Here is a 25,547-nt window from a genome sequence, read left to right as displayed (position 1 = left end):
CAGGTAACGTAATAAGCCGCTATTATAACGCCAATGTCAGTGCTATAACGTTATTTAATATAACTAATGAGTCATATATCATTGTTAATACAAGCAAACAAATGCTCTTCGTTGTGCACATTGCTATCGGCTATTTATACCTATGATGATACAACCAATTCAATAGATAGTAGGGTTAAAATAAGGCTTCCATCCGTAATAATGCTGACGGGTAATGGTCCTTATCCGCTGTTTTATCATTGTAATAATTTAGCTCTGTTTGTACATAAAGCCACTCTCGCCAGACAGGTTAGCGGTAGCTTATAGCAGGGCCATAGCTGTTTAATGTTGATTTATCATGGTCAAAGTAACCGCCAGTAGAGACACCATAAGCCAACTGTTTTTCATTGCCCAAATAGTGCACTTGTCTGAGATCGTTGCTCCAGTCCGTGCTTTCTTCATTGTCTTGATTGCGATAACGGATGGCGGTGCGATTATTGATGAACCGCTCAGCATTTGTGCCATATTGCAGATTTAGCCCGCCTTTCGCATAGTGCTCACTATCGAGTCCATAACGATAGTAACTATTACTAGTGACAGTCCATTTTTTGTTGTCATACCAGTCTTTATCGACGCTCATTTTTACGTATAAGTCATCGAGCGAGCGAACCCCGACATCGATATCTGTTTTGACCCCTAACTGCTGCTCAACCTCATGACTAAAACGTGACCAACGAATGGCGATAGAACCATTGTCTTCTCGCGTTTTTCTCCTGTTGACGAGTCCATCTTGGTTACTGGCACTTGCTTGGTAAGTATCGCCCGTCACATTCTGTTTTAAGAAAGTATCCTCATCCAAATCTTCATCACCGATAATCAGGCTCAATCTTTTTTCTAACACTGGCAATCGTAAGCGGCCGCGAATCCTAGGTTCAACGCTCACGTCACTGCCTGATTGTGGATCGTTGACCCAGCGGGTATCTAGTACAACTCGTAAACTGGCTTTGGCGGGTTTTTTGGGATCCGGTTCGCCGAACCAACCGTCCATTTTGTGCGCCCATTCATGCAGCTGCTCTTGGACATCTTCACGGCGTTCGTCCGTCCAGTTTTGTGCTCCTTGTACTGATGGAGCAAACTGCTCGGCAGATGTTTCGGTAGGTTGAGGTCGATAGCCAAATTGATTGAAGTTTTCATCTCGATTAGAGTTAGCATCATGAGATAACGAAGCCGTGTCAGATTTTGGCAGTTCGACTTTCGGCTCTGTGGTGGACGTAGTATCCGCCCATGCTTGCGTGCATAAACTTAAGCTGGCAAGTGTGTAAAGGGTAATGGTGTTGAGATTTGCTGGTTTAATCATGGAGAGCTTCAATTACTTTGGGTAGCTAAAAAGGACAAACAAAAGTATTATGCCATAGGTCGTTAAGCACATACATATAGAGGCGCCATTATATGAAAGTTTTAATCATTGTAAGCTTGTTTCTGATAGTCTTGCCTTCAGCACATGCTGAAATATCTCTTGATGTCAGGCAAGCGGTTGAAAAAATTATGAGTGTTTATTACAGTTCAAGCTATGATAAGTTGCGTGGTTGTACCTTATATGATGACGGCTCAGAAATCTATTGCCTTGCTCCTAAGCATTATGAATTTAAAAACATCAAGGGAATAGATACTTTATATGTATTGGTTTCTGGTGATACGGTGGAAGATGGTGCACGAGTGACACCAGGACTTGGCGGTTTATTCATTCTTTATAAGCTAGGCAATTCTTGGGTCGTCTCTTCAAGCAGTCCTTATATAAAAAATGGCGGAGCGGGTAGAAGTCAGCTGATAGATTTTGATTTAAGAGAAGTGGGTGCTGATAGGTACGGTTGGGTAGGTAAGTTTTGTGGCTCCGGTGCAGGTGGTCAAACCAATTGTTCTTGGAGTATGTACGCTGCTATGACAAGTGGTAAAGTCGAAGAAGTGGCAAGATTGGATTTAGATTATTCGTATGAGCTGATGAGTAAACCGTCATATGGTGAAGCTGAAAGTGATGTTAGTATCAATACAGGTGGGGTTATGACTCAAGGCTTTTATCCCTTAAAAGTCACTGTCGATTACGAACACGGTCTTTATGATAACAACTACGAGCCAATACCCTCTAGTCTGGATAAAGGTACAGATAGCTTTATTGTAGAGTTCAACGAGCAGACACAGACGTTTAACTTGCCAGATGATAAAAGTTAAGATGAAAAATTATTATTATCTTTCTCTTTTGCCACGACTGCCAAGCCATTATGAAACGAACCAGCATTCAGATAGTTTAAGGGTACAACAGTCTTTCCACTGCTATCAATATAACCCCACAGTTCATCCTTTCTTACAGCCGCCTTACTTTCAGAAAAAGGTCTGATATCATCATATATTATCGGAATAATGACTTGGGTTTTTTTTGTTGATGTATCCATGATGTTCATTTTTTTTAACGATGGCGAGTCCTTCAGAAAACTCAGCAGTAAAGTTATAATTGAATGGAACGATGATATTGGCTTGTTTATCAATAAAACCATATTCCCCATCTTTCTGAGCACTTGCTAAACCTTCATTGAAGTCACATAGCTCACCCCAACTTACTCCCTTCGACAACTTATATCCTGGCAATAATCCGCATGCTATTGCGTAATTACTTAAAGACAAGCTAAAAGCTAGGATGAGCGTGGTCAATAATTGTTTGATAACGGAATCCTTAGTCATCAACGTCAGCTCCTACGAATTAGATACTATCGATTGGGTATGATATGGGCAATCTAAAGAACAGCCCATATCCTATAAAATAAAAACGTTAGGTCTTGAACTGTTTTATTCTACAAAAACGCTTAATGCGCCTCATCCCAGTTTTGACCGCTATCAGTCTCGACCAATAATGGCACTGCAAAGTCTACATTCCAGCCTTTTTCCACGGCTGTCGTCCTTAAGACATCTTGCATTGCATCGGTAATCAACTGGCTAATCTCATCGACCTTATCGGCATCGACTTCGAACACCAATTCATCATGGACTTGTAGCAGCATCTTAGCTTGCTCTTTTGGCAATACCTTATCGACGGCAATCATAGCAAGCTTAATTAGATCAGCCGCTGAGCCTTGTAGTGGCGCATTAATCGCCGCACGTTCAGCGCCTTGCTTAACCATGCGGTTGCTATGGGTGATATCAGGGGTATAAAGCTTGCGGCCCAATATTGTCTCGACATAGCCTTGTTCGTGAGCGCTGGCGCGCGTATTGATCATATAGTTTTTCACACCCGGATAGCGATCAAAGTACATGTCGATATAGTCTTGCGCCTCATTGCGGCTCATTTGCAATTGCTTGGCAAGTCCAAAGGCACTCATGCCATACAGTAGTCCAAAATTGATGGCTTTGGCATTACGGCGCTCAGTTGGCGTGACATCTACGACCTCTTTGCCAAGTACTTCGGCGGCAGTCGCAGCATGAATATCTAACCCTTCGTTAAAGGCATGCGTTAAATTATTATCGCCTGAGAAATGTGCCATCAAACGCAATTCAATTTGTGAATAATCCGCTGCGAGAATTACGCGACCTTCTGGTGCGATAAAGGCTTGGCGAATTAGGCGACCAGTTGCCGTACGGATGGGAATGTTTTGTAAATTGGGGTCAGTTGAAGATAAACGACCTGTGCTGGTCAATGCCTGATGATAGCTGGTATGCACACGATCAGTCTCGCTATCTGCGACATTATCAAGCGCATCGGTATAAGTGCTCTTTAGTTTAGATAGTCCGCGATATTCTAAGGTTATATCGACCAATGGGTGATCAATTTTCGATAGTATGGCTTCACCAGTAGAGTATTGACCGGATTTGGTCTTTTTGCCACCCGGAACGCCGAGTTTCTCAAATAACATTTCGCCGAGCTGCTTAGGTGAGCCTAAGTTAAATTCTTCGCCAGCGATTTCATAAGCCTGTTTTTCAAGCGCGATAATTTCTTCATCGAAGCGCTTAGATAATTCGTTTAAGAATGGACGCTTGATGAGAATGCCATTTGCTTCCATTTGACAAAGTATCTCTGCCGTTGGAATCTCTAACTCATGTAGCAGCTTGGTATTATTGGCATCGTTCGCCAGCTCAACGCTAAACACTTCAAATAACTGATAGGTGATGTCAGCATCTTCACAAGCATAGTCGCTAGCTATATCGATGGCGACTTGGTCGAACGTAACTTGTTTAGCGCCTTTACCAGCGACGTCTTCATAGCTGATGGTTTGCGTTTGTAGGTAATGGCGTGATAAATCATCCATGCCATGACGAGTGATAGCGGCATTAATCACGTAGCTGGCAAGCATAGTATCCATCGCCCAATTATTAGGACTGGCATGAATGCTACCTAACAAGTCGATATCATAATGACTGAGAATATGCGCATCGTATTTTAGGTGTTGACCGATTTTACCGATATCTGCGTTTTCCAAGATAGGTTTTAAGCGTGTCAAAACGGTATCACGGTCGAGCTGTTTAGCCGTTAGCTCGTCACCTTCTAGACTATGCGTCAGCGGAATATAATAGGCTTCGTGGGCTTGCATGGCAAAAGACAGACCAACGATTTGTGCCTCACGCCAATGAACACTAGTGGTTTCGGTATCGATAACAAAATGCGGCGCAGATTCTAACAATTCAACTAAGCTGTCAAAAGCAGGCTCGTCTAAAATCGTGTGCCACGCTCTATCAGGATTTTGGCTGTCAGTGATATTATCCATCTTGCTTGATTGTAGCGACTTAGCGATTTGTGCTTGTGATTCAGCATCTGCTTGACTGTCAGCGACACTCTGCGAGCCATTGGCAGGATGATTTGGGTGGTCAAGAGACGCTAGCTCGTTTCTAAACTCAAGCTCATTATACAATTCGCGCAATTCGTCTATATGAGCACAAGGATCGGTATTGATTTTCAAATCATTCCAGTCTTGACCGATACCTAAGTCTGTCACGATGGTAGCCAGCTTCCGATTAAACGGAATGTCATCAGCGTGTTCAATCAAACCTTTGGCACCGCGCCCTTTGATAAAGCCAATATGCTTTAACATATTGCCGATATCGCCATACTCAACGAGTAGGTCTTTTGCTGTTTTTTTACCGATACCAGGCACGCCTTTGATACCGTCTGAGGCATCGCCCATCAATGTTAGAAAATCAATCATTTGGTTTGGCGTGATACCAAGTTTGTCTACGACCGCTTGAGTGTCCGTGACTTTGCCAGTAAAGCTGTCTTCTAATATGACGCAGTCATTAACCAGCTGCATCATGTCTTTATCGCCGGTGGAGATGACGACGTGATGACCTTGTTCGACTGCACGATGCGCCAGTGTCCCGATGATGTCATCGGCTTCTGCACCCTCGATGCGCAACAGTGGAATACCTAACGCGGTCACCAAGCGATGGATATAAGGAATCTGCTCTAGCAGTTCGATATCGATGGGCGGGCGAGCGGCCTTGTAATCAGCAGACATATGGTGGCGAAAAGTCGGTGACTTGGTATCGAAACAGACGGCCATATGAGTAGGGTGATAACGACGCATCAGCTTGAGTAACGCATTGAGCGTACCACGGATGGCATTGGTTATCAGGCCTTGTGAGTTTTGCATGGTCTTTGGTAAGGCATGATAAGTGCGAAACAGATAGTAAGAGCCATCAACCAAAATAAAAGGGGGCTGATTGCCGTCCACATGACTGGTGTCCATGGTCGCTACATTGGGCATGGTATCAAAGTTTGGCAAAGCGGCAGGATCAATCGCGTGATGGGAGTTGTGGTCACTGTCGGTAATGGAGTCGGTCATAGGATCAGTCATGGAGTCGGTCATAGAGGTCACTTATCAGCTATTAGATAGAAATATGTGCTTATTATAACGATAAAAATGACGTGTGCCGAACTGCTTAAAAGTTATGATAGGTTCTATAGTCAAAATATTCTAAAAACACGACGGTATGGCTGATATCAATTTTTTGTCGCCTATGTCTGCGCAGGCACAGCAAGCAAGAAAAATGGATATCAGCAGTGCGTGATGGTTCGATACTACTTTTCACTCACTATAGCGTTATTATTTTTTGGCCAAAATTTAAGAAAAAAAAGAACCCAGCGTTAACTGAGCTCTTTTATATCTATTACTGATACTGTCATTGATCAGGAATTATTTTACTTCTGACGTCACTTCGCTGTCGATATTACCGTGTGTGGCTTTCGAGTATGGGCAAACTTTATTGGCTTTTTCGACCAGCTTTTGAAATTCATCAGCAGATAGCTCAGTGTTTTCAGCAGCCACATGAATTTTCACCGCCAATTGAAAGTCTAGACCTTCACCTTTACGTAAATCTACCGATACTTGAGTGGTCGAGTCAAATTTTGCCTTTTCTTCGCCTTTTACTGCCGCAAGTGCGCCATCGAAGCAAGCCGCATAACCCATAGCAAATAATTGCTCTGGATTATTACCGTCTTTACCTGAACCCGGTGCGACCATATTAATCGTCAAATCACTATCTTGCAGACTAGCCTTACCAGCACGGCCGCCAGTAACGGTTGCTTGAGTAGAATATAGAGTTTTCATAACAAATCCTTTGTAATTGGTTTATTTATATAATTATTAAATTCAATCAGCCATTAAGCATAACAAACTATGCGCCTAGCTCCATAGGTCAGTCGTAACTATATGGTACGACTTTGTAAGTGAGCATTTGCATGGATAATGAGAATATTTTTAACATTCACCAATAAGCCCTGCTACACAATTAATGGCTTTAGATATATAAGTCATGGTGACATTGATGTAAACTAGTAACATGGTTTTCATACCAACATTATCAGCAGAGATGTGTAAAACATCTTAATCGTAAGGACACCTTATTATGAAAGCAACAGTATTTTTACCTATGACCTTATCCTTGCTCGCGATGGCACTCGTGGGATGTGGCGAAGACGATGACGGTGTCTACGGTTCAGGCGGCAATAAGATTACGCTGACGAGTTTTTCTAATAGCTATGACAACCAAGCCAACGCGAGCGCCATTGCGCGAATCGAACAGACCTACCGTACTGGTGGACGTGAAATAAAAATAAAAAATCTGGTCAACAGTTACAACAACCAAAGTCTTAATAACTTAGACAGAACCGTGCTGGCAGATGATTTTGAAGGCAGACTGGAAAATAACGATATTGAAGTCAATGGTCGCACGGTTAAACGTCCTATTTATGAGACAAACAGCAACAATAAATTGAACTATGAGACCACCTATAAAACCCTTGATTTAGCAGGTTTGAACGCTGGTAGTTATAGTTCTGGCACCAATATAGACAACAGCCGCGGCATCATTACTGATTTGAACAACTATCCTGATATTCCAGCCAATGTGACGTTCCCAGCTGGCTCGGTTTGTTATATTCCAGTTGTCACTAGCGAGCGCTCTTTTTTAGCCTTTAGTGACAGTAATAAAACGGGCTATAGTACGCTAAACAGATGGATTGAGGCGGCCGAAGAACGTTTTAACGACGATAGAGACTTTAGCACCTCGCGCTTTGGGGTGGGTTTTGACAACGACCAAAAAGCGGCGCAAGTGACGTTTTTTGAGTTTAACAACCAGCCCGCTTATCGATACAATGGTGTTGAATATGATAATGATATTTATGAAGCCGATTATGTGGCGCAAGGCCGCATTGACCCGAATACCAACAGTGTGCGCGGTGTCGTTGACTGTACGCTAGTCAATGAGGTGGCAGGGGACTTCTTGGCAGCGCAAATCACGCGCTATTATTAAATTCCAAAAAATGACTGACACTCTCTATTTAACGATCTAGAGAGTGTTTTTTTATGCGCTAATTCTGCACCCTCACGCTAAATCCGCTACAATACGCCCATTATTTATTTTATTTATTGAAATTAATACCCAAAAGAAAGTTACTGTCTAAGAGACAGCCTTTTTGAAGTTAAGGTTGAAGCCAAAAATTATGAGCGTAGATCCAAAGAAATTGAACAAAGAAGTGGCCAAACGCCGCACCTTTGCCATTATCTCGCATCCCGATGCGGGTAAGACCACCATGACCGAAAAGCTGCTGCTATGGGGTCAAGCGATTCAGGTGGTTGGCGAAGTAAAAGGCCGCAAAACTGACCGTCATGCCACGTCCGACTGGATGAGTATGGAGCAGGAGCGTGGTATTTCTATCACCACTTCAGTCATGCAGTTCCCTTATCAAGACCATATGGTCAATCTACTAGACACGCCGGGTCACGCCGACTTTAGTGAAGATACCTATCGTACGTTGACCGCTGTCGATAGCGCGCTAATGATGGTTGATGGTGCGAAAGGTGTCGAGGAACGAACCATCAAATTGATGGAGGTTTGCCGCATGCGTGACACACCGATTATCTCATTTGTGAACAAGTTGGATCGTCAGATTCGCGAGCCGCTTGAGCTGCTGAGTGAAATTGAAACGGTGCTTAAAATTAAATGTATTCCGTTGACGTGGCCGATTGGTATGGGGCAGGATTTCGTTGGCGTCTATCATTTGACCGAAAATAAGACTTACCTTTATGAAAAAGGTAATGGCGGCAAGATGACGGTCTCTGAGACCCGCGACGGTTATGATTATCCGGATATACGCGAGCGTCTTGGGAAGCTGATGTTTGATGCTTTTGAAGAGTCGCTTGAACTGGTACAAATGGCGCTAGAGGACTTTAGCGAAGAGGCGTTTTTAGCGGGCGAGATGACGCCAGTATTGTTCGGTACGGCGCTGGGTAACTTCGGTGTCAATATGGTACTCGATACCCTTGTGAAATATGCACCACCTCCAAAAGCCCATCCGACTACTGAGCGTGAAGTCTCAGCATCTGAGACAGACTTTACAGGTTTTGTCTTTAAGATTCAGGCCAATATGGATCCGCGTCATCGTGACCGCATTGCATTCTTACGCGTGTGCTCAGGTAAGTACGAAAAGGGCATGAAGCTGAAGCATGTACGCTTGGGTAAAGACGTGCGTATTGCGGATGCACTGACCTTTCTAGCCGGTGACCGTGAAGCGCTAGAAGAAGCTTATCCGGGTGATATTATTGGTCTGCATAATCATGGGACAATTTCTATTGGTGATAGCTTTACCGAAGGCGAGGAGCTGAACTTTACCGGTATTCCACATTTTGCCCCTGAATTGTTTCGCCGTGTCGTTCTAAAAGATCCTCTGAAGTCTAAGGCTCTACAAAAAGGTCTACAGCAGTTAAGTGAAGAGGGCGCAACGCAGGTCTTTATGCCGCAGATTAACAACGATTTAATCTTGGGCGCGGTGGGTGTGCTACAGTTTGAAGTGGTCGCGCATCGTCTCAAAGAAGAGTATAAGGTTCAATGTATTTTTGAGCCAGTATCGATTGCAACGGTACGTTGGATCCATTGCGATGATGATGTGGCCTTGGCCAAGTTTAAGAAAAAAGCCCACGATCAGTTATCAATCGATGGCGGTGGTTATCTGACCTATCTTGCGCCATCGCGAGTCAACTTGCAGCTGATGCAAGATCGTTATCCAGAAGTGACTTTTAGCAATACTCGCGAGCATTAATATCTGTTATTTAAGTATGAGCAAATGGTTGAAACCTATTTTCTATCTTTTAAAAGACACGCTAGCCGTGTCTTTTTTATTGCCTGTCGTTTAGTCCGTTATTAAATCACTACTTCTCATAAACATCGATACTAGCATTTTGAAACCAGTCTTTTGAAACTGGTACTTCAAAAGATTAGGGCGTGTCTTCATTTCAAAAATGGTGATAAAAATGAGATAAATTGCCGTCAAACAAGAAAAATAGCGCAGATAATATCGGGATATTAACCAGCTATTTGACGATGTTTGGCAAGATTTAGCCATTTTTAGCCCATTTAGATGACTATCGAGTGAATTGAAGACAAGCCCTAATACCTCAAAAACACAAACAGTGTTTCAACAATACATCACAGTAGTTACGGTAGAATATTATTAACCATTATATTATTAATCAATGTTTTTTTATGGAAAAAATTATGACAGCCATGCCTCAATCTAGTAGCGCCACACCAAAAGCCAACCAATCATTAGTACTGAGAAAGACCAGTCTACGCCGAGTTGGTACGTTAGTGACTGGCCTACTATTTGGGGCAATAGGGTTGTCAGCTAATGCGGGTAATCTCATTAGCAGTACCGATTATTTGGATTATGAGTTGCCCAACGATGTGCAAGAGAAATGTGCCGAACGACAGAATTGTCCAGAGATCGAGATTAAGTATCTCAAAACCAATCATGATTGGATAAACGATATTACCAATGCCCGTATCAATCATTTCGTCGTCAATAGTAAACCGACTGAGTCAGCATCTATTAACACCAGAGCGACGCCAGCTATTGTCAAGGCAGCTATCGATGACTTTGCGAGCTCACAATTTATAGATATGCCAAACGACAGTTCAGGGTCGTATAATTTGATGGTCACGCCTGATTATTTGGGGCATGTGAGTGATTTTGAGTTGTTTGAAATCAACTCGTATGTGTTTACAGGTGGCGCGCATGGCATGCCCTATAGTGAGTATTTAATATTCGATGCCAGCGGCAAAAAACAAATCCAACTGGCAGATATGTTGCAGACAGGCAAAAAATCACGTTTTGAAGCGCAAGCTTACGCTGCTTATAAAACGTGGGTAAAAACGGTCGATAATGACCTAAGCAGCTATGAGAAAAACTGGCCGTTTACCTTGAGTGATAACGTCACATTGACGGATAAAGGCGTCGATATTCGCTATCAACATTATTCTATTGGGCCTTATGCTTATGGGATGCCAGTCTTAAGTATCCCTTACAGTAAACTTGGTGGTGTGATCAAGCCGCGTTTCATGCCCAAATAACCGTTTTATCCCGAAATAATATGAGTCATAAATTTTAGAAAACCATTGAATATTTAATAATAAATTAAGGAGCGATGTTATGACGAGCGATATAGAAAACACAGCAACGACAACAGCGTCAACAGTTACAGATACTTGGCGTCTCAATGCTTTAACAGTAGCGCTGGGTGATCTGGCACTTACTGTGAGCGACAGCTTGTCTGTGGGACGTGGCAGTGATAATGATGTGGTACTTGGCAGCAAGGAAGTATCACGAAATCACGCGGTGCTGAGCGTACTAAATGGTAAGCTGTACGTCAAAGATCTGGACTCATCTAACGGTACGTTTATTAATGAGCAACGTATTGATAGCAATAAGTCTAAGCATCTTGAGGCTAATGATACGCTTGGTTTTGCCAGTTTTGCCTTCACAGTAACGCCGTTGAGTGTCGTAAATGAAGCTGTAGTGGATGAATCTGTAGAGCAGCCAGTCATCGCTGAAGAACCGATAGTTGACCACGAACCTGTCGTTGATATTACTGCTGCGCCAGTGCTCGCATCAGATTCTACTAATGCCCATGATGCTGAGTCTATCGTTGCCGATTCAAGCAGTGTTGATTCTGAAACTGTTGCTTCCAAAACCATTGACTCTGAGATTAGTCCGTCTCCTATCGTAGAAGAGCAGGTAACACCGACTGTTGCTGACAAACCAGAGATGGCTACTGATACACCAGAAGTGAATCCTGAGCCGCCTGTAGAGGTTGAGCCTATCGTGAAAGAAACCATCATTGCAGATGTGTTGTCATCGGCGAATAGTTCGGATAGCACACCTGTTCAACCAGCTGATATTACCGAAAGCAAGGTTGATAAGACTAATGAGGCAGCTACTCCAGTCGTTAAAGAAACGATGATCGAAGAAGTCTTAACCGCCAAAGATACTGTGGATACCACACCTGTACAAGCGACTCCAGTTGCCGCCGCCGCAGTAGACGAGCCGACGCCCATTACTGAGCAAGAGAATGCCATATCTAAAGAGGTCATGCATAAAGAAACAATAACTGAGACGCCTGTTGCTGAGAAGCCTTTAGCTACTGAAAAGCCGTTAGCTACTGATAAGCCTTTAGCCAAACAGCCCGTTGTCGAGCAACCAGCATTAGACAGTGCAGAGCATGACAAAACCACCAAAACTGAACTGCAGGAAGAGGCTGATCCGGACGTCTTACGTGCTAAGCAAGCAGCAACTGCCCAGTTTTCGGGTACAGCCAATCTAGGACAGGCTCACGATCTCGGTACCAAAGGTAATAATGCGATGGATCAAGCCGTTGATAACCCTGCCAATGCTGGATACGTAGAGAAGAAGCCCAGCGGTGGTTGGTTTATATGGGTGTTTGCCGTCATTCTTATCATTGGCTTAGCGCTATGGCTGTTCAATATGGGCGGTGTATAAGCCAAGCTTTGGCATGTCCATCATGTCATGCTGAGATGCATTAAGGCTAACGTCCTTATACTTATAACTAGCGTTCTATAGCGTCAACGTTCATGAGAGTGTTGACGCTATATTTTAATTGTACTTTTACTCTCTTTTTAAGATTGCTTTTAAGTTTATGGCCTTTTGCCAATACTGTGTTAAGAGACAGCTACTATGATGACCTTTGTAGAATATCAAGCTTTCAAAAATCAAGGCTTTAGTCATACCCCTTTGGTAAAAAAGCGTTTGATGGATGCGCAAACGCCCGTGTCGGTATTCTCTAAAGTACGTGATTTGAATGGTTCTGCTTATCTGTTTGAGTCCGTGGTAGGTGGTGAGCGCTGGGCACGATACTCTATGATAGGCTTGGGCAGTGATCTGATAGTACAGTATGCTGACGGCAGTATGACGACCAAAAAAAACGATCATACGGATACCGAGTCAGTAGAAAATCCATTTGAATATATTCGTCAGTTAATGGCTCAGTACCAGATGCCAACAGTTAAAGATATTCCCACATTACCGAGCTTCAGTGGCGGTTTGGTGGGTTACTTTGGCTATGACATGGTGCGGGTCATTGAGCCTAGTGTAGGCTTGTCTGATGCGCCTAATCCGATGTTAATGCCAGATATGTGGCTGATGCTCTCGATGAGCGTCATTGTCTTTGACAATTTAGAAAATACTTTATCAATTATTGTTTATGCTGATTGTCAGGCTGAGGATGGTTATAGCATGGCCATACGTGAGCTAGAAAAAATCGAAGAGAAGTTGACAGAGCCGTCAAATTTATCTGCGCCAGTTATGCCGACTCCAGCTTTTACCTCGCAGACAAGTGTAGAAAAGTATGTTGGCGACGTCAAAAAGATAAAAGCTCACATCGAAGAAGGCGCTGTGACGCAAGTGGTTGCATCACAGCGTTTGACGGCGGATTATACAGGTGACTCACTGGCTGTCTATCGTGCGCTACGATACCTTAATCCATCACCTTATTTATTTTTGGTACATGGCTATACGCTTGATGATCACAAGCGTTTTGATATCATTGGCGCTTCTCCTGAAAGCCTGTCACGTATCGAAAACGGCAAAGTGACGGTGCGTCCACTGGCTGGTACCCGTAAGCGTGGCCGAGATAAAGCAGAAGACCTAGCACTCGAGCAAGAGCTACTCAACGATGAAAAAGAGACTGCCGAGCATTTAAGGTTCATTGATTTAAGCTGCGAGGATATTGGCCGTGTTTGTACAGATGGCAGTGTGAAAATCACTGAAAAGATGTCTATCGAGCGTTATTCACAAGTCATGCATATTGTGTCCAATGTTGAGGGCAAGGTGCTGCCTGATAAAGATACGCTAGATGTGTTTTGCGCTACCTTTCCTGCTGGTACATTATCAGGTGCACCTAAAATTCGTGCCATGCAAATCATTGACAAAATAGAGCCGGTGCGTCGAACAGTGTTTGGGGGCTCAGTAGGATATCTGGGCTGGAATGGGAATATGGATACGGCTATCGCTATCCGAACAGCAGTGATGCGCCGTGGCCAAATACATATCCAAGCAGGGGCAGGGATCAATGCCGACTCTGTGCCAGAGGCGAAGTGGGATGAAACCAATAAAAAAGCACTTATATTGGTAAAAGCGGTAAAAATGGCCTGTAATGGATTGTATATTCGTTAGCGATATTGTCAGTCGTATCGCAAAAATAAGAGTCGCAAGCATAAAGAGCCATCAAGCTTGAATTTTTATCTGAAAAAAATAGCAATATAATCAATGTCTTGAATATTATTATTAAAATAATTAGAAAAAACATGAAAAAGAGCTTGCGTCTGTCCAAATATTTGATAGAATAGCCACCACTTTGAGAGAACAAGCCGACTTAGCTCAGTTGGTAGAGCAACTGACTTGTAATCAGTAGGTCGCCAGTTCGATCCCGGCAGTCGGCACCATCTCTCTCAAAGTAGCTTTTTATGAATATGTCTTGAATTAAAGCCATTTTTATTCAAAGCAACCTAAGGTGGGATTGGGGAGCGGTCAAACCCAACAGACTGTAAATCTGTCGCGAAAGCTTCGAAGGTTCGAATCCTTCTCCCACCACCATATTTTTTTAAGTTTGTCATAGCGCCAAGCATACTCGATATATAATCACTCTTTATTAGAGTGAGCTTACAGAAGAGTAAATGCGGGTGTGGTATAATGGTAACACCTTAGCCTTCCAAGCTAATGACGCGGGTTCGATTCCCGCCACCCGCTCCATATAGGCACAATCGCAAAAACTATTAAACATTCATCACGACAGTCAGTATATTATTGCTGTATCGTGATATTTTTTTTAGTGCAACCCACTGGTTGGCTACCGTAGTTGTTAAAAGCATGCTCATATAGCTCAGCGGTAGAGCACTCCCTTGGTAAGGGAGAGGTCTCGAGTTCAATTCTCGATATGAGCTCCATTTATTATTCAGCCTTTTATGTTTGCTTTGCTACTTTAACACACAGCTTTATGTCGATATCGAAACTATAGAATATTGAAAACAATAAAAAATTGGTACGGTAAATAAAAATTTAAGGGTGACACTGAGGTGTTGCCTTTTAGTGCTGTCAATTTCTAAATCAATTGCATTCACAAAAAAATACTGTAATGACAATGTTATATAATACAGTGTAATGCTTGAAAAGTTAGTGATTGAAAAGTAGGTATAATGCCTGCATATAAAAGTATGGTGTTTACATTTTACTAAAGCATTTAACAGCAACACGATAAAGTAATTTTTAGTAGATAAGCCATAGCGTCAACGGTTTGATGGTTTTGTACGCATCATAAGCCGTCAAACAGCTATTCATCGATCTTTGACTGATAAAGATTCACCAAAAAAAGAGGAAATACCCATGGCAAAGGCCAAGTTTGAACGCAGCAAGCCACACGTCAACGTCGGTACCATCGGACACGTTGACCATGGTAAAACAACCCTAACAGCCGCTATCGCAACCGTAGCAGCAATCACCTCAGGTGGCGAAGCCAAAGACTACGCGTCTATTGACTCAGCCCCAGAAGAAAAAGCACGTGGCATCACCATCAACACCTCACACGTAGAATATGACACCCCAGCACGTCACTACGCCCACGTAGATTGCCCAGGTCACGCCGATTATGTTAAAAACATGATCACCGGTGCAGCCCAGATGGACGGCGCAATCCTAGTAGTATCAGCCACTGACGGCCCTATGCCACAAACACGTGAGCACATCCTGCTTTCGCGTCAGGTTGGCGTACCGTACATCGTCGTATTCATGAACAAGTGCGACGTTGTTGATGACGAAGAATTGCTTGAACTAGTAGAAATGGAAGTTCGTGAATTACTAAGCGACTATGACTTCCCAGGTGATGACACCCCAATCATCCATGGTTCAGCCACTGAAGCCCTAAAAGGCTCACAAGAAAAATATGGTCAACCAGCTGTCGTAGAACTACTAAACGTTCTTGACACCTACATCCCAGAGCCAGAGCGTGACATCGACAAAGCATTCCTAATGCCAATCGAAGACGTATTCTCAATCTCAGGTCGTGGTACAGTTGTAACTGGCCGTGTTGAATCTGGTATCGTTAAAGTTGGTGACGAAATCGAAATCGTCGGTATCCGTGACACTCAAAAAACCACCTGTACTGGTGTAGAGATGTTCCGTAAACTGCTTGACGAAGGTCGTGCAGGCGAAAACTGTGGCGTACTACTACGTGGTACTAAGCGTGAAGACGTACAACGTGGCCAAGTACTTGCTAAGCCAGGTTCAATCACGCCTCACACTAAGTTTGACGCTGAAGTATATGTGTTGAGCAAAGAAGAGGGTGGTCGTCACACACCATTCCTAAACGGCTATCGTCCACAGTTCTACTTCCGTACTACTGACGTAACTGGCGCAATCCAATTACAAGATGGTACTGAAATGGTTATGCCTGGTGATAACGTTGAGATGGGCGTAGAGCTTATCCACCCAATCGCTATGGACAAAGGTCTTCGCTTCGCTATTCGTGAAGGCGGCCGTACTGTAGGCGCTGGTGTTGTTGCTAATGTATTGAACTAATCTATCAGTCTCAGTAATGAGCTTATGAGTTAGTTATGAAAAAGCCGCTCTCTTTATTGAGGGTGGCTTTTTTTTGGATAGTAGAAGGTTGTTTTAGAATTCTTAGAGAGATTTAAATTGAATGCCATATCTGCTATGTCTCCTATTGTAATATAGCGCTTGCCTTGTTATATTAATGCTGCTTCTTACGAAGCGTTTTTTATGAAAAGAGCGTTTGTTGATTAGAAAAATTAGCTAAAATATACAATTTTAACGCTAAAGGCTTGCATTTTATGCTCAATATTGTATAATGCTGTCCTTTACACCCATAGGCGATTGGCTCAATTGGTAGAGCATCGGTCTCCAAAACCGAGGGTTGTAGGTTCGAGTCCTACATCGCCTGCCATCTTCTTATCACATCTTTGTTACACCTCACCATCTCCGAAGCGAGTTCTTTATGAGCAATAATCAAGATAACCTCGAGAATAAGTTATCTGATGCCAAGGCGGGTGCTGGTGGAATGCTGTCTAAAGGTCAGCACATCTCAGCAGGCAATCAAACGACGGCTGTTGAAGTTGCTAAAACTGGCTCAATGAAAGATGTGATTCTGTGGCTACTTGCCGCAGCAGTTTTAATTGGGGCGACGTTAGTTAATCAATATTTACCTGGCTATTGGCAGCCTGCCAATGATGTCTGGATACGTATTGGTATTATCGTTGCCCTTATTGTATTTGCTTTAGTCTGTTTAGCATTAACGCATCAGGGTCGCGCTTTTAAAATATTGTTAAAAGATGCTGCCGTTGAATTACGCCGCGTGACATGGCCAGGCAAAGACGAGACTTTTCAGTATACTTGGCAAGTTCTTGTGATGATTGCCATTGTTGGATTTCTAGTTTGGTTATTAGATAATTTCTTCAACTGGTTCGTTGGCCTCTTTATTGGTTAATAGCACGTATTAGTGAGTATTAACCCAAAATTTACTTATAACGATTAGGAGCGTGACATGCGTTGGTATATTGTCCAAGCGTTTTCAGGATATGAAAAGCAAGTACAGCGTTCATTAACTGATCGTATTAATCGTAGTGACTTCGCTGAATCATTCGGTGACGTATTGGTTCCTACTGAAGAAGTCGTCGAAATGAAAGACGGCAAAAAGCGTAAAAGCGAGCGTAAATTCTTTCCAGGCTATGTATTGATCCAAATGGAAATGAACGACAATACTTGGCACATCGTCAAAGACTGTCCACGTATTATGGGTTTCATCGGTGGTACACCTGAAACACCAGCGCCAATTACCCAAGTAGAAGCAGATCGTATTCTAAACCGTTTGAATCAGACTGAAACTGACCCACGTCCTAAGACTCTATTTGAGCCGGGCGAAGAGTTGTTGGTTATCGATGGTCCATTTACTGACTTTAAAGGGTTGGTTGAAAAAGTGGATTATGAAAAGTCTAAACTACATTTAACGGTAAACGTATTTAATCGACCGACTCAGGTCGAGCTTGAGTTTAGTAAAGTTGAGAAACTAGACTAAACCCGTAAAAATTCATCAACCGGGGAGCTGTTAGTCAATAAGGTTTATACCACGTTGATTTGGCGCTATTACCCATTTAGGAGAGTATCATGGCTAAGAAGATTGATGGTTACATCAAACTGCAAGTGCCTGCAGGCAAAGCAAATCCTTCACCACCGATTGGTCCAGCATTGGGTCAAAAAGGCGTGAACATCATGGCATTCTGTAAAGAATTTAACGCTGCAACCTCAAACCAAGAGCCGGGTCTACCGATTCCTACTGAGATCACTGTATATAGCGATAAGTCTTTTACCTTTATCATGAAGTCGCCACCGGCTGCATACTTACTACGTAAGGCTGCTGGTATCGCTAAAGGTTCTGGTACGCCAAACACCGCTAAAGTCGGTAAAGTTGATCGTGCACAATTAGAAGATATCGTTAAGACTAAAGATGCAGATTTAACTGCTGCTGATCTTGATGCTGCTGTTCGTACCATCGCTGGTACTGCACGTTCAATGGGTATTACCGTGGAGGGTGTGTAAATGAGTAAACTTACTAAGCGTCAAAAGTTAATCGCTGAGCGTGTAGAAAACGAAAAGTTATACACGATTGAAGAAGCGGTTCAAATCTTAAACGATTTGCCAGCACTAAAATTCAAAGAGTCTATCGACATTGCAGTAAACTTGGGCGTTGACCCACGTAAATCTGATCAAGTCGTTCGTGGCGCTACCAACCTACCTGCTGGTACTGGTAAAACCAAACGCGTTGCTGTATTTGCTCAAGGTGCTGCTGCTGAAGCCGCCAAAGAAGCTGGTGCTGACATCGTTGGTTTTGAAGACCTAGCAGAACAAATCAAAGCTGGCAACATGGACTTTGATATCGTTATTGCTGCTCCTGATGCAATGCGTGTTGTTGGTCAGTTAGGTACTATCCTAGGCCCACGTGGCCTAATGCCTAACCCAAAAGTTGGTACAGTAACGCCTAACGTTGCTGAAGCTGTGAAAAATGCTAAAGCTGGTCAAGCACAGTATCGTGTAGACAAAGCAGGTATCATTCATACTACTATTGGTCAAGTTGGTTTCACTGCTGAGCAAGTTATTCAAAATGCTGAAGCATTAATCACAGATCTAAAACGTGCTAAACCTGCTACGTCTAAAGGTACTTTCATTAAGAAAATCACCTTGTCTAGCACTATGGGTCCAGGCATCACTATTGATGCTGTTCCTTATCGCACTGCTAAATAATTAAGTATTCACTCTTCAAATATTTTGAATAATGAGTACAAACCAATTCTAAAAAATTAGGTCAGCGTAGCATATGCTACGCTGTCTAAGACCGTAGGTAGAGAGTGGTTTAGTGTCATAGATAGCAATTTTCGAATGGTTAAATATGATAACAAGCTGCTTTTTTTAATCGACCACAGATGAAAATCTTAGTTGTCCTACGCAGACGGTGATCCACCCAGTTGTTGATAAGAGCCGATAGTTCAATCTATCACTTGATGTCATTCTGATAACGGTGCCGTAATCAGTCGTTACGAGTAGGTTTTATTTTTATAGAATTTATAAATAACGTGTCGTATCAAGTCAGTCTAAGCCAGTCGTTCAATCATTGAGAACTTAGGTTGTTGAGCATTGAATACTGAGCGGATTGATAAGATTAAAGGAGTCAACTTATGGCATTAACGCTAGAGCAAAAACAACAAGTTGTGGCTGAAGTGTCTGAAGTTGCTGCTAATGCTTACTCAGCAGTAGCTGCCGAATATCACGGTATTGGTGTTGCAAAGCTTACTAAGCTGCGCGAACAAGCCCGTGAGAAAGGCGTGATTTTGAAAGTGGTAAAAAATACCCTAGCAAAACGCGCTTTTGAAGGCACTAAGTTTGAGAGCATGTCAGACCGTATGACTGGTCCACTACTTTTGGCTTTCTCTATGGAAGATTTGGGATCTGCCGCTCGAGTCGTTTTCGACTTTAGCAAAGATAACAAAGCTTTAGAGACCAAATTGGTATCAGTCGGTGGTGTTGTTTATGGTCCAGAAGAGCTAGAGCGCGTATCGAAGCTACCAACTCGCGACGAAGCAATCTCTATCTTGATGGCTACTATGAATGCACCAGTGACCAAGCTTGTCCAGACTATGAACGCTGTTCCTGGCAAGTTCGTTCGCACTGTAGCGGCAATCAAAGACGCAAAAGAAGCTGCTTAATTGCTTGTTTTAACGTAACTTTGACATCGCTGATTGTACTTTATTGCCAACACTATTTGAACATTTGGCAAACAATCAAAGCGATATTAAAATCAATTAAATTTTATCAGATAACGGAGAGTTCTCATGGCACTATCTAAAGATGATGTGTTAAACGCAATCGCTGAAATGTCAGTAATGGATATCGTTGAGTTAATCAGCGACATGGAAGAAAAATTCGGCGTAACAGCTGCTGTTGCTGCTGCACCTGCTGCTGCTGGCCCTGCTGCTGCTGCTGCTGAAGAAAAAGACGAGTTTGACGTAGTTCTTGCCAGCTTTGGCGAGAAGAAAGTTGGCGTAATTAAAGCCGTACGTGAAGCTACTGGTCTTGGCTTGAAAGAAGCGAAAGATTTGGTTGAAAGCGCTCCAGCTCCAATCAAAGAAGGCGTTAACAAAGCTGAAGCTGAAGAGTTGAAAAAGAAACTTGAAGAAGCTGGTGCAACTGTTGAACTAAAATAAGCTGAGCTTATCTTAGTGTTGTACAAAAAAAGCTGGTAATGCCTTGCATTGCCAGCTTTTTTTTATTATAATTCGTAGCTTGACCTTTTGTGTCTGCCAACATACGTATGCAACAACACGGTGGATACCCATCAAAAGGACAGACGATAGCTATGCAAATAAACACAGTGCAAGCACACATACCAGTTTTTGAAATCAGTTAATATCAGCTAAACGTCCATAGATGTTTGGCATTTTTTTGTGTCTGCATGCTTTCCCATTAACACTATAGTTTATACTGATTCTAAAAGTTATAGTTACCCCAATTATTATTAATTCTGAAAAGCTGTTAATCTTAGGTTATCCATTTAGCATGGTTTTACTGTCAGTAGGTAGGCTCGTAGACGGTATATATCAGCGACGACATTGGTTTTGATGGTAAGTAGATTAGGATAACCCTAATAGAAGTTGTTTCTTCTCAAGAGTATTGGTAAGTATTAACCTATAAATCAATTTATTGTAGATTGGCTTATATTGAAACTGTCGGTCTAAACCATCATATAGAGTGGCTTAGATACCGATGATAAGACTAGATTGATTTGTAAGATTAAATGCAGTTATAACATTAAATGCAGTTGCAACATTAAATGCAGTTGTAACATTAAATGATAGTGTCATAGTGGCGCACTGATGAAGCACATACCAATGTATCACCTGTACGAATGGATAAACAGTCACTAGCTGAGTATTAACACCCGTTTTATATTATCGTTTACGTTGCCAAGTTTGCATAATATTAATATCAAATAGTATTGATGCATGCTGGCCACGCTTTCAATTTGTTTCCACGTTTACTGTAAGGACTCTCGATGGCATATTCTTATACTGAAAAAAAGCGTATTCGCAAAAGTTTTGCTGAATTGCCCACTGTGATGGACATTCCCTATTTACTGTCTATTCAAGTAGATTCCTACGAGCAATTTTTGCAAGAGCATAAAAAGCCAAAAGCTCGTGAGAATAGTGGCCTGCAAGCTGCGTATTCCTCTATTTTCCCAATTGAGAGTCACTCTGGTAATGCTGAGTTACAATTCGTTGAATATTATTTGGGCGATCCTGAGTTTGATGAGCGTGAGTGTATCTTACGTGGCTCAACGTTTGCAGCACCAATGCGTGTCAAGATCCGCTTAATTATCAAAGATAAAGACAGCAAAGACAAAGACAGTAAAGCGGCAATCAAAGATATCCGTGAGCAAAGTGTCTATATGGGTGAAATCCCATTGATGACCCAAAACGGTACTTTTATTATCAATGGTACTGAGCGTGTTATCGTATCGCAATTACATCGCTCACCTGGCGTGTTCTTTGATCATGATAAAGGCAAGTCACATTCAAGTGGTAAAGTGCTTTATAACGCCCGTATCATCCCTTACCGTGGTTCATGGCTTGACTTTGAATTTGATGCAAAAGACTTAGTCTTTGCTCGTATTGACCGTCGTCGTAAATTACTGGCGTCTATTATTCTACGTGCGCTTGGTTTAACAACTTCTGAAATCTTAGATCTTTTCTTTGATAAAGTAGCGGTTTATAAAGGTGAAGAGCAGTTTGAGATTGATCTGGTTGCAGATCGTCTGCGTGGCGAGATGGCTCAGTTCGATATCGTATCACCTGAAGGTGACGTTATCGTAGAGCAGGGCAAACGTATCAATGCCCGTCGTATCCGTCAGCTTGAAGAAGCGGGTATGACTAAAATCTCTATCCCTGATGAATACTTATATGAGCGTATTTTGGCCGAAGACATCGTCGTTAACGATGAAGTCATCGCTAAAGCCAATACATTAATTGACCATGAATTATTGGTTAAATTAAGCGCATTTGAAGCCAGTGACTCTATCAAAGAGTTCAGCATTCTGTTCACCAATGATATCGATCAAGGCAGTTATATTGCCGATACGTTACGTGCTGACAGTACTTCAAGCCGTGAAGAAGCCTTGATTGAAATCTATAAAGTCATGCGTCCAGGTGAGCCACCAACGGTCGAAACTGCTGAAAAACTATTTGATAGCATGTTCTTTAACGCTGATCGTTATGACCTATCAAATGTTGGTCGTATGAAATTCAACCGTCGTCTTGGTTTAGAATTTGATAACACGGATGATCCAGATATCCAGCGCGAACGTAGCGTATTGACCAATGCTGATATCGTTAACGTGCTAAAAGAGCTGATCGAAATTCGTAACGGTCGCGGCGAAGTCGATGATATTGACCATCTAGGTAACCGTCGTATTCGTTCGGTTGGTGAAATGGCAGAAAACCAATTCCGTGTTGGTCTAGTGCGTGTTGAACGTGCAGTTAAAGAGCGTTTAAGCTCAGCGGAATCTGATAACTTGTCACCACAAGATTTGATTAACTCAAAGCCTGTTGCGGCTGCGGTTAAAGAGTTCTTTGGTTCAAGTCAGTTGTCACAGTTTATGGATCAGAACAACCCGTTGTCTGAAGTTACCCATAAGCGCCGTGTATCAGCATTAGGACCCGGTGGTCTGACTCGTGAACGTGCAGGCTTTGAAGTACGTGACGTACATGATACCCATTATGGTCGTGTATGCCCAATTGAGACTCCTGAAGGTCCAAACATTGGTCTTATCAACTCATTGGCAACATTTGCAAAAACCAACAGCTTTGGCTTCTTAGAAACGCCTTATCGCCGTGTGGTTGATGGTAAAGTCACAGATGTTATTGAATATCTATCAGCGATTGAAGAAGTAGGTACAGTCATTGCACAGGCTGATTCACCAGTAACCGCAGAAGGCGCGTTATCTGATGAAATGGTCAGTGTGCGTAGCTATGGTGAATTCGTTCGCATGCCGCCAGAAAAAGTGACGCATATGGATGTGTCACCGAGTCAGGTCGTATCGGTCGCAGCAGGTTTGATTCCGTTCCTAGAGCATGATGATGCTAACCGTGCCTTGATGGGTTCGAACATGCAGCGTCAGGCTGTTCCTACGCTACGTGCTGATAAGCCGTTAGTAGGTACGGGTATGGAGCGTCACGTTGCTCGTGACTCTGGTGTTTGTGTGATCGCTAAGCGTGGCGGTGTGATCGAAGACGTTGATGCCTCACGTGTTGTGGTTCGTGTAAATGAAGATGAGATGATTGCTGGTGAAGCCGGTATTGATATCTATAACTTAGTTAAATATACGCGTTCTAACCAAAACACTTGTATCAACCAACGTATTATCGTTAACCAAGGCGATGCTATTGCTGTGGGTGATATCTTGGCTGATGGTCCGTCAACGGATCTTGGCGAGTTGGCATTGGGTCAGAACATTCGCATCGCATTTATGCCGTGGAATGGTTATAACTTCGAAGATTCAATCTTGTTATCTGAAAAAGTGGTTAAAGAAGATCGTTTCACCACTATTCATATTCAAGAATTGACCTGTGTGGCGCGTGATACCAAGCTAGGTACTGAAGAGATTACTGCTGATATTCCAAACGTTGGTGAAGCGGCTCTATCAAGCCTTGATGAAGCGGGTATCGTTTATATCGGTGCTGAAGTTGACGCTGGTGATATCTTAGTTGGTAAAGTGACGCCAAAAGGTGAAACACAACTAACGCCAGAAGAGAAACTCCTCCGGGCTATCTTTGGTGAAAAAGCGGCTGATGTTAAAGACACGTCATTACGTGTTCCAACATCAAGCAAAGGTACGGTTATTGACGTTCAAGTCTTTACCCGTGATGGCGTCGAAAAAGATGCGCGTGCAAGAGCGATTGAAAAATCACAGCTTGATAGCTACCGTAAAGATTTAAAAGAAGAGCTACGTATCTTTGAAGAAGCTGCTCGTGGTCGTATTGGTAATCTGTTAGATGGTCAAAAAGTCAGTGGTGGTTCAGGTCTAAAAGCCGGTACAGTGATGGCATTGGCTGATATGAAAGATATGAGTCTTGAGACTTTGCTTGATATTCAGCCAGTTGAAGAAGAAATCTCTGAGCGTCTGACGCAAATCGCTGATTACTTAGTTGATAAGCAAAAAGACATCGATGTGAAGTTTGCTGAGAAAAAACGCAAATTGACTGCTGGTGATGACTTACAACATGGCGTACAAAAAATCGTTAAGGTATATCTAGCGGTTAAGCGTCGTATTCAGCCTGGTGATAAGATGGCTGGTCGTCATGGTAATAAAGGTGTTGTATCGCGCATTATGCCGGTTGAAGACATGCCTTATGACGAAAATGGTAATACCGTTGACATCGTACTGAACCCACTAGGTGTTCCGTCTCGTATGAACATCGGTCAGGTGCTAGAGACGCATTTGGGTATGGCAGCAAAAGGTTTGGGCGAGAAAATCGATGGTATGCTTAAAGCACAAGCCGCGATCAAAGACTTACGTGATTTCTTAGACCAAATCTATAACAAAGTAGGCGGTGAACAAGTTGATCTAGATAGCTTGAGTGATGACGACATCATGGCGCTATCAGACAACTTGCGTGGCGGTGTACCGATGGGCACGGCAGTATTTGATGGTGCGCATGAGCATCAAGTCAAAGACTTGTTAGAGCTTGCTGGTCTAGCCAGAAACGGTCAGCAGACGTTGTATGATGGTCGTACGGGTCAGAAGTTTGATCGTCAAGTAACCGTCGGCTACATGTATATGCTCAAGCTTAACCATTTGGTTGATGACAAAATGCATGCACGTTCAACCGGTTCTTATTCACTAGTGACGCAGCAGCCACTTGGTGGTAAAGCGCAGTTTGGTGGTCAGCGCTTCGGTGAGATGGAAGTATGGGCACTAGAAGCTTACGGCGCGACTTACACGCTGCAAGAGATGTTGACAGTGAAATCGGATGATGTTGAAGGCCGTACCCGTATGTATAAAAACATCGTCGATGGTGAGCAATATATGGATCCAGGTATGCCTGAATCGTTTAACGTCTTGACCAAAGAAATCAAATCATTGGGTATTAACATTGAGTTAAAACAAACCCATTAAGAATGG

19 protein-coding genes and 5 tRNA genes are annotated in these 25,547 nt (G+C 42.9%); 19 read left to right on the top strand and 5 right to left on the bottom strand.

What is annotated here, in order from left to right; translation table 11 throughout:
• Positions 1–289 precede the first annotated feature (289 nt).
• Positions 290–1,336 carry a hypothetical protein gene (locus RH96_RS13415; protein WP_010201730.1) on the bottom strand — a complete coding sequence of 349 codons (1,047 nt, stop codon included), beginning with the start codon at positions 1,334–1,336 and terminating at the stop codon, positions 290–292.
• A gap of 92 nt (positions 1,337–1,428) precedes the next feature.
• On the opposite strand from RH96_RS13415, the gene RH96_RS13410 reads away from it, so the two are divergent.
• On the top strand, positions 1,429–2,205 hold the full coding sequence (locus tag RH96_RS13410) for a hypothetical protein (RefSeq protein WP_010201729.1): 777 nt from the start codon (positions 1,429–1,431) through the stop codon (positions 2,203–2,205).
• Here RH96_RS13410 and RH96_RS15395 read toward each other — a convergent pair.
• The 4 genes from RH96_RS15395 to RH96_RS13395 all read right to left on the bottom strand — a co-directional run bounded on the left by RH96_RS15395 (position 2,202) and on the right by RH96_RS13395 (position 6,566).
• On the bottom strand, positions 2,202–2,426 hold the full coding sequence (locus RH96_RS15395; RefSeq protein ID WP_202801466.1) for a WG repeat-containing protein: 225 nt from the start codon (positions 2,424–2,426) through the stop codon (positions 2,202–2,204). The genes RH96_RS13410 and RH96_RS15395 overlap by 4 nt on opposite strands.
• On the bottom strand, positions 2,377–2,712 hold the full coding sequence (locus RH96_RS15155) for a WG repeat-containing protein (RefSeq protein WP_010201728.1): 336 nt from the start codon (positions 2,710–2,712) through the stop codon (positions 2,377–2,379). Before RH96_RS15155 ends, RH96_RS15395 begins: the two co-directional genes overlap by 50 nt.
• 122 nt (positions 2,713–2,834) lie before the next feature.
• Positions 2,835–5,813 carry a DNA polymerase I gene (polA, locus tag RH96_RS13400; protein WP_010201727.1) on the bottom strand — a complete coding sequence of 993 codons (2,979 nt, stop codon included), beginning with the start codon at positions 5,811–5,813 and terminating at the stop codon, positions 2,835–2,837.
• Between the two features lie 339 nt (positions 5,814–6,152).
• Entirely contained in the window at positions 6,153–6,566 is a 414-nt protein-coding gene (locus RH96_RS13395) for an Ohr family peroxiredoxin (RefSeq protein WP_010201726.1), read from the bottom strand.
• A gap of 298 nt (positions 6,567–6,864) precedes the next feature.
• Here RH96_RS13395 and RH96_RS13390 point away from each other — a divergent pair, with 298 nt between their 5' ends.
• The 18 genes from RH96_RS13390 (at position 6,865) to rpoB (ending at position 25,541) form a co-directional block, all read left to right on the top strand.
• The gene (locus RH96_RS13390) at positions 6,865–7,770 is read left to right on the top strand and encodes a hypothetical protein (protein ID WP_010201725.1); all 906 of its coding nucleotides are present in this window, start codon (positions 6,865–6,867) and stop codon (positions 7,768–7,770) included.
• A 190-nt stretch (positions 7,771–7,960) separates the two neighbouring features.
• A complete protein-coding gene (locus tag RH96_RS13385; RefSeq protein WP_010201724.1) occupies positions 7,961–9,556 on the top strand; it encodes a peptide chain release factor 3 in 1,596 nt (531 codons plus the stop codon).
• Between the two features lie 455 nt (positions 9,557–10,011).
• Positions 10,012–10,866, top strand: coding sequence for an RsiV family protein (locus RH96_RS13380; RefSeq protein ID WP_010201723.1), 855 nt, complete (start codon positions 10,012–10,014; stop codon positions 10,864–10,866).
• A gap of 79 nt (positions 10,867–10,945) precedes the next feature.
• Positions 10,946–12,292: an FHA domain-containing protein gene (locus RH96_RS13375; RefSeq protein ID WP_010201722.1), complete on the top strand. Its 1,347-nt coding sequence runs from the start codon at positions 10,946–10,948 to the stop codon at positions 12,290–12,292.
• Positions 12,293–12,487: 195 nt separating this feature from the next.
• Positions 12,488–13,984 (top strand): anthranilate synthase component I, encoded by a 1,497-nt coding sequence (locus RH96_RS13370; RefSeq protein ID WP_010201721.1) that lies wholly within the window; start codon positions 12,488–12,490, stop codon positions 13,982–13,984.
• 193 nt (positions 13,985–14,177) lie between these two features.
• A tRNA-Thr gene (locus RH96_RS13365) sits at positions 14,178–14,253 on the top strand.
• Positions 14,254–14,320: 67 nt separating this feature from the next.
• A tRNA-Tyr gene (locus RH96_RS13360) sits at positions 14,321–14,404 on the top strand.
• Between the two features lie 82 nt (positions 14,405–14,486).
• A tRNA-Gly gene (locus RH96_RS13355) sits at positions 14,487–14,560 on the top strand.
• 119 nt (positions 14,561–14,679) lie between these two features.
• Positions 14,680–14,754: transfer RNA gene (locus tag RH96_RS13350), tRNA-Thr, on the top strand.
• Between the two features lie 436 nt (positions 14,755–15,190).
• Positions 15,191–16,381, top strand: a complete 1,191-nt coding sequence (gene tuf, locus RH96_RS13345) for an elongation factor Tu (RefSeq protein ID WP_010201720.1) — start codon at positions 15,191–15,193, stop codon at positions 16,379–16,381.
• A gap of 309 nt (positions 16,382–16,690) precedes the next feature.
• Positions 16,691–16,766: transfer RNA gene (locus RH96_RS13340), tRNA-Trp, on the top strand.
• A 51-nt stretch (positions 16,767–16,817) separates the two neighbouring features.
• Positions 16,818–17,306 carry a preprotein translocase subunit SecE gene (secE, locus tag RH96_RS13335; protein WP_010201719.1) on the top strand — a complete coding sequence of 163 codons (489 nt, stop codon included), beginning with the start codon at positions 16,818–16,820 and terminating at the stop codon, positions 17,304–17,306.
• Between the two features lie 57 nt (positions 17,307–17,363).
• Positions 17,364–17,894, top strand: a complete 531-nt coding sequence (gene nusG / locus RH96_RS13330; RefSeq protein ID WP_010201718.1) for a transcription termination/antitermination protein NusG — start codon at positions 17,364–17,366, stop codon at positions 17,892–17,894.
• Between the two features lie 89 nt (positions 17,895–17,983).
• On the top strand, positions 17,984–18,415 hold the full coding sequence (gene rplK, locus RH96_RS13325) for a 50S ribosomal protein L11 (RefSeq protein ID WP_010201717.1): 432 nt from the start codon (positions 17,984–17,986) through the stop codon (positions 18,413–18,415).
• On the top strand, positions 18,416–19,117 hold the full coding sequence (gene rplA / locus RH96_RS13320) for a 50S ribosomal protein L1 (RefSeq protein ID WP_010201716.1): 702 nt from the start codon (positions 18,416–18,418) through the stop codon (positions 19,115–19,117).
• Positions 19,118–19,548: 431 nt separating this feature from the next.
• Positions 19,549–20,076, top strand: coding sequence for a 50S ribosomal protein L10 (gene rplJ / locus RH96_RS13315; RefSeq protein WP_010201715.1), 528 nt, complete (start codon positions 19,549–19,551; stop codon positions 20,074–20,076).
• A gap of 126 nt (positions 20,077–20,202) precedes the next feature.
• The gene (rplL, locus tag RH96_RS13310; RefSeq protein WP_010201714.1) at positions 20,203–20,574 is read left to right on the top strand and encodes a 50S ribosomal protein L7/L12; all 372 of its coding nucleotides are present in this window, start codon (positions 20,203–20,205) and stop codon (positions 20,572–20,574) included.
• Between the two features lie 848 nt (positions 20,575–21,422).
• On the top strand, positions 21,423–25,541 hold the full coding sequence (gene rpoB / locus RH96_RS13305; RefSeq protein WP_010201713.1) for a DNA-directed RNA polymerase subunit beta: 4,119 nt from the start codon (positions 21,423–21,425) through the stop codon (positions 25,539–25,541).
• Positions 25,542–25,547 lie beyond the last annotated feature (6 nt).

The sequence above is a fragment of the Psychrobacter sp. PAMC 21119 genome, assembly GCF_000247495.1.
Taxonomy (GTDB): domain Bacteria; phylum Pseudomonadota; class Gammaproteobacteria; order Pseudomonadales; family Moraxellaceae; genus Psychrobacter; species Psychrobacter glaciei.
This window is presented reverse-complemented; position numbering and strand designations above follow the sequence as displayed.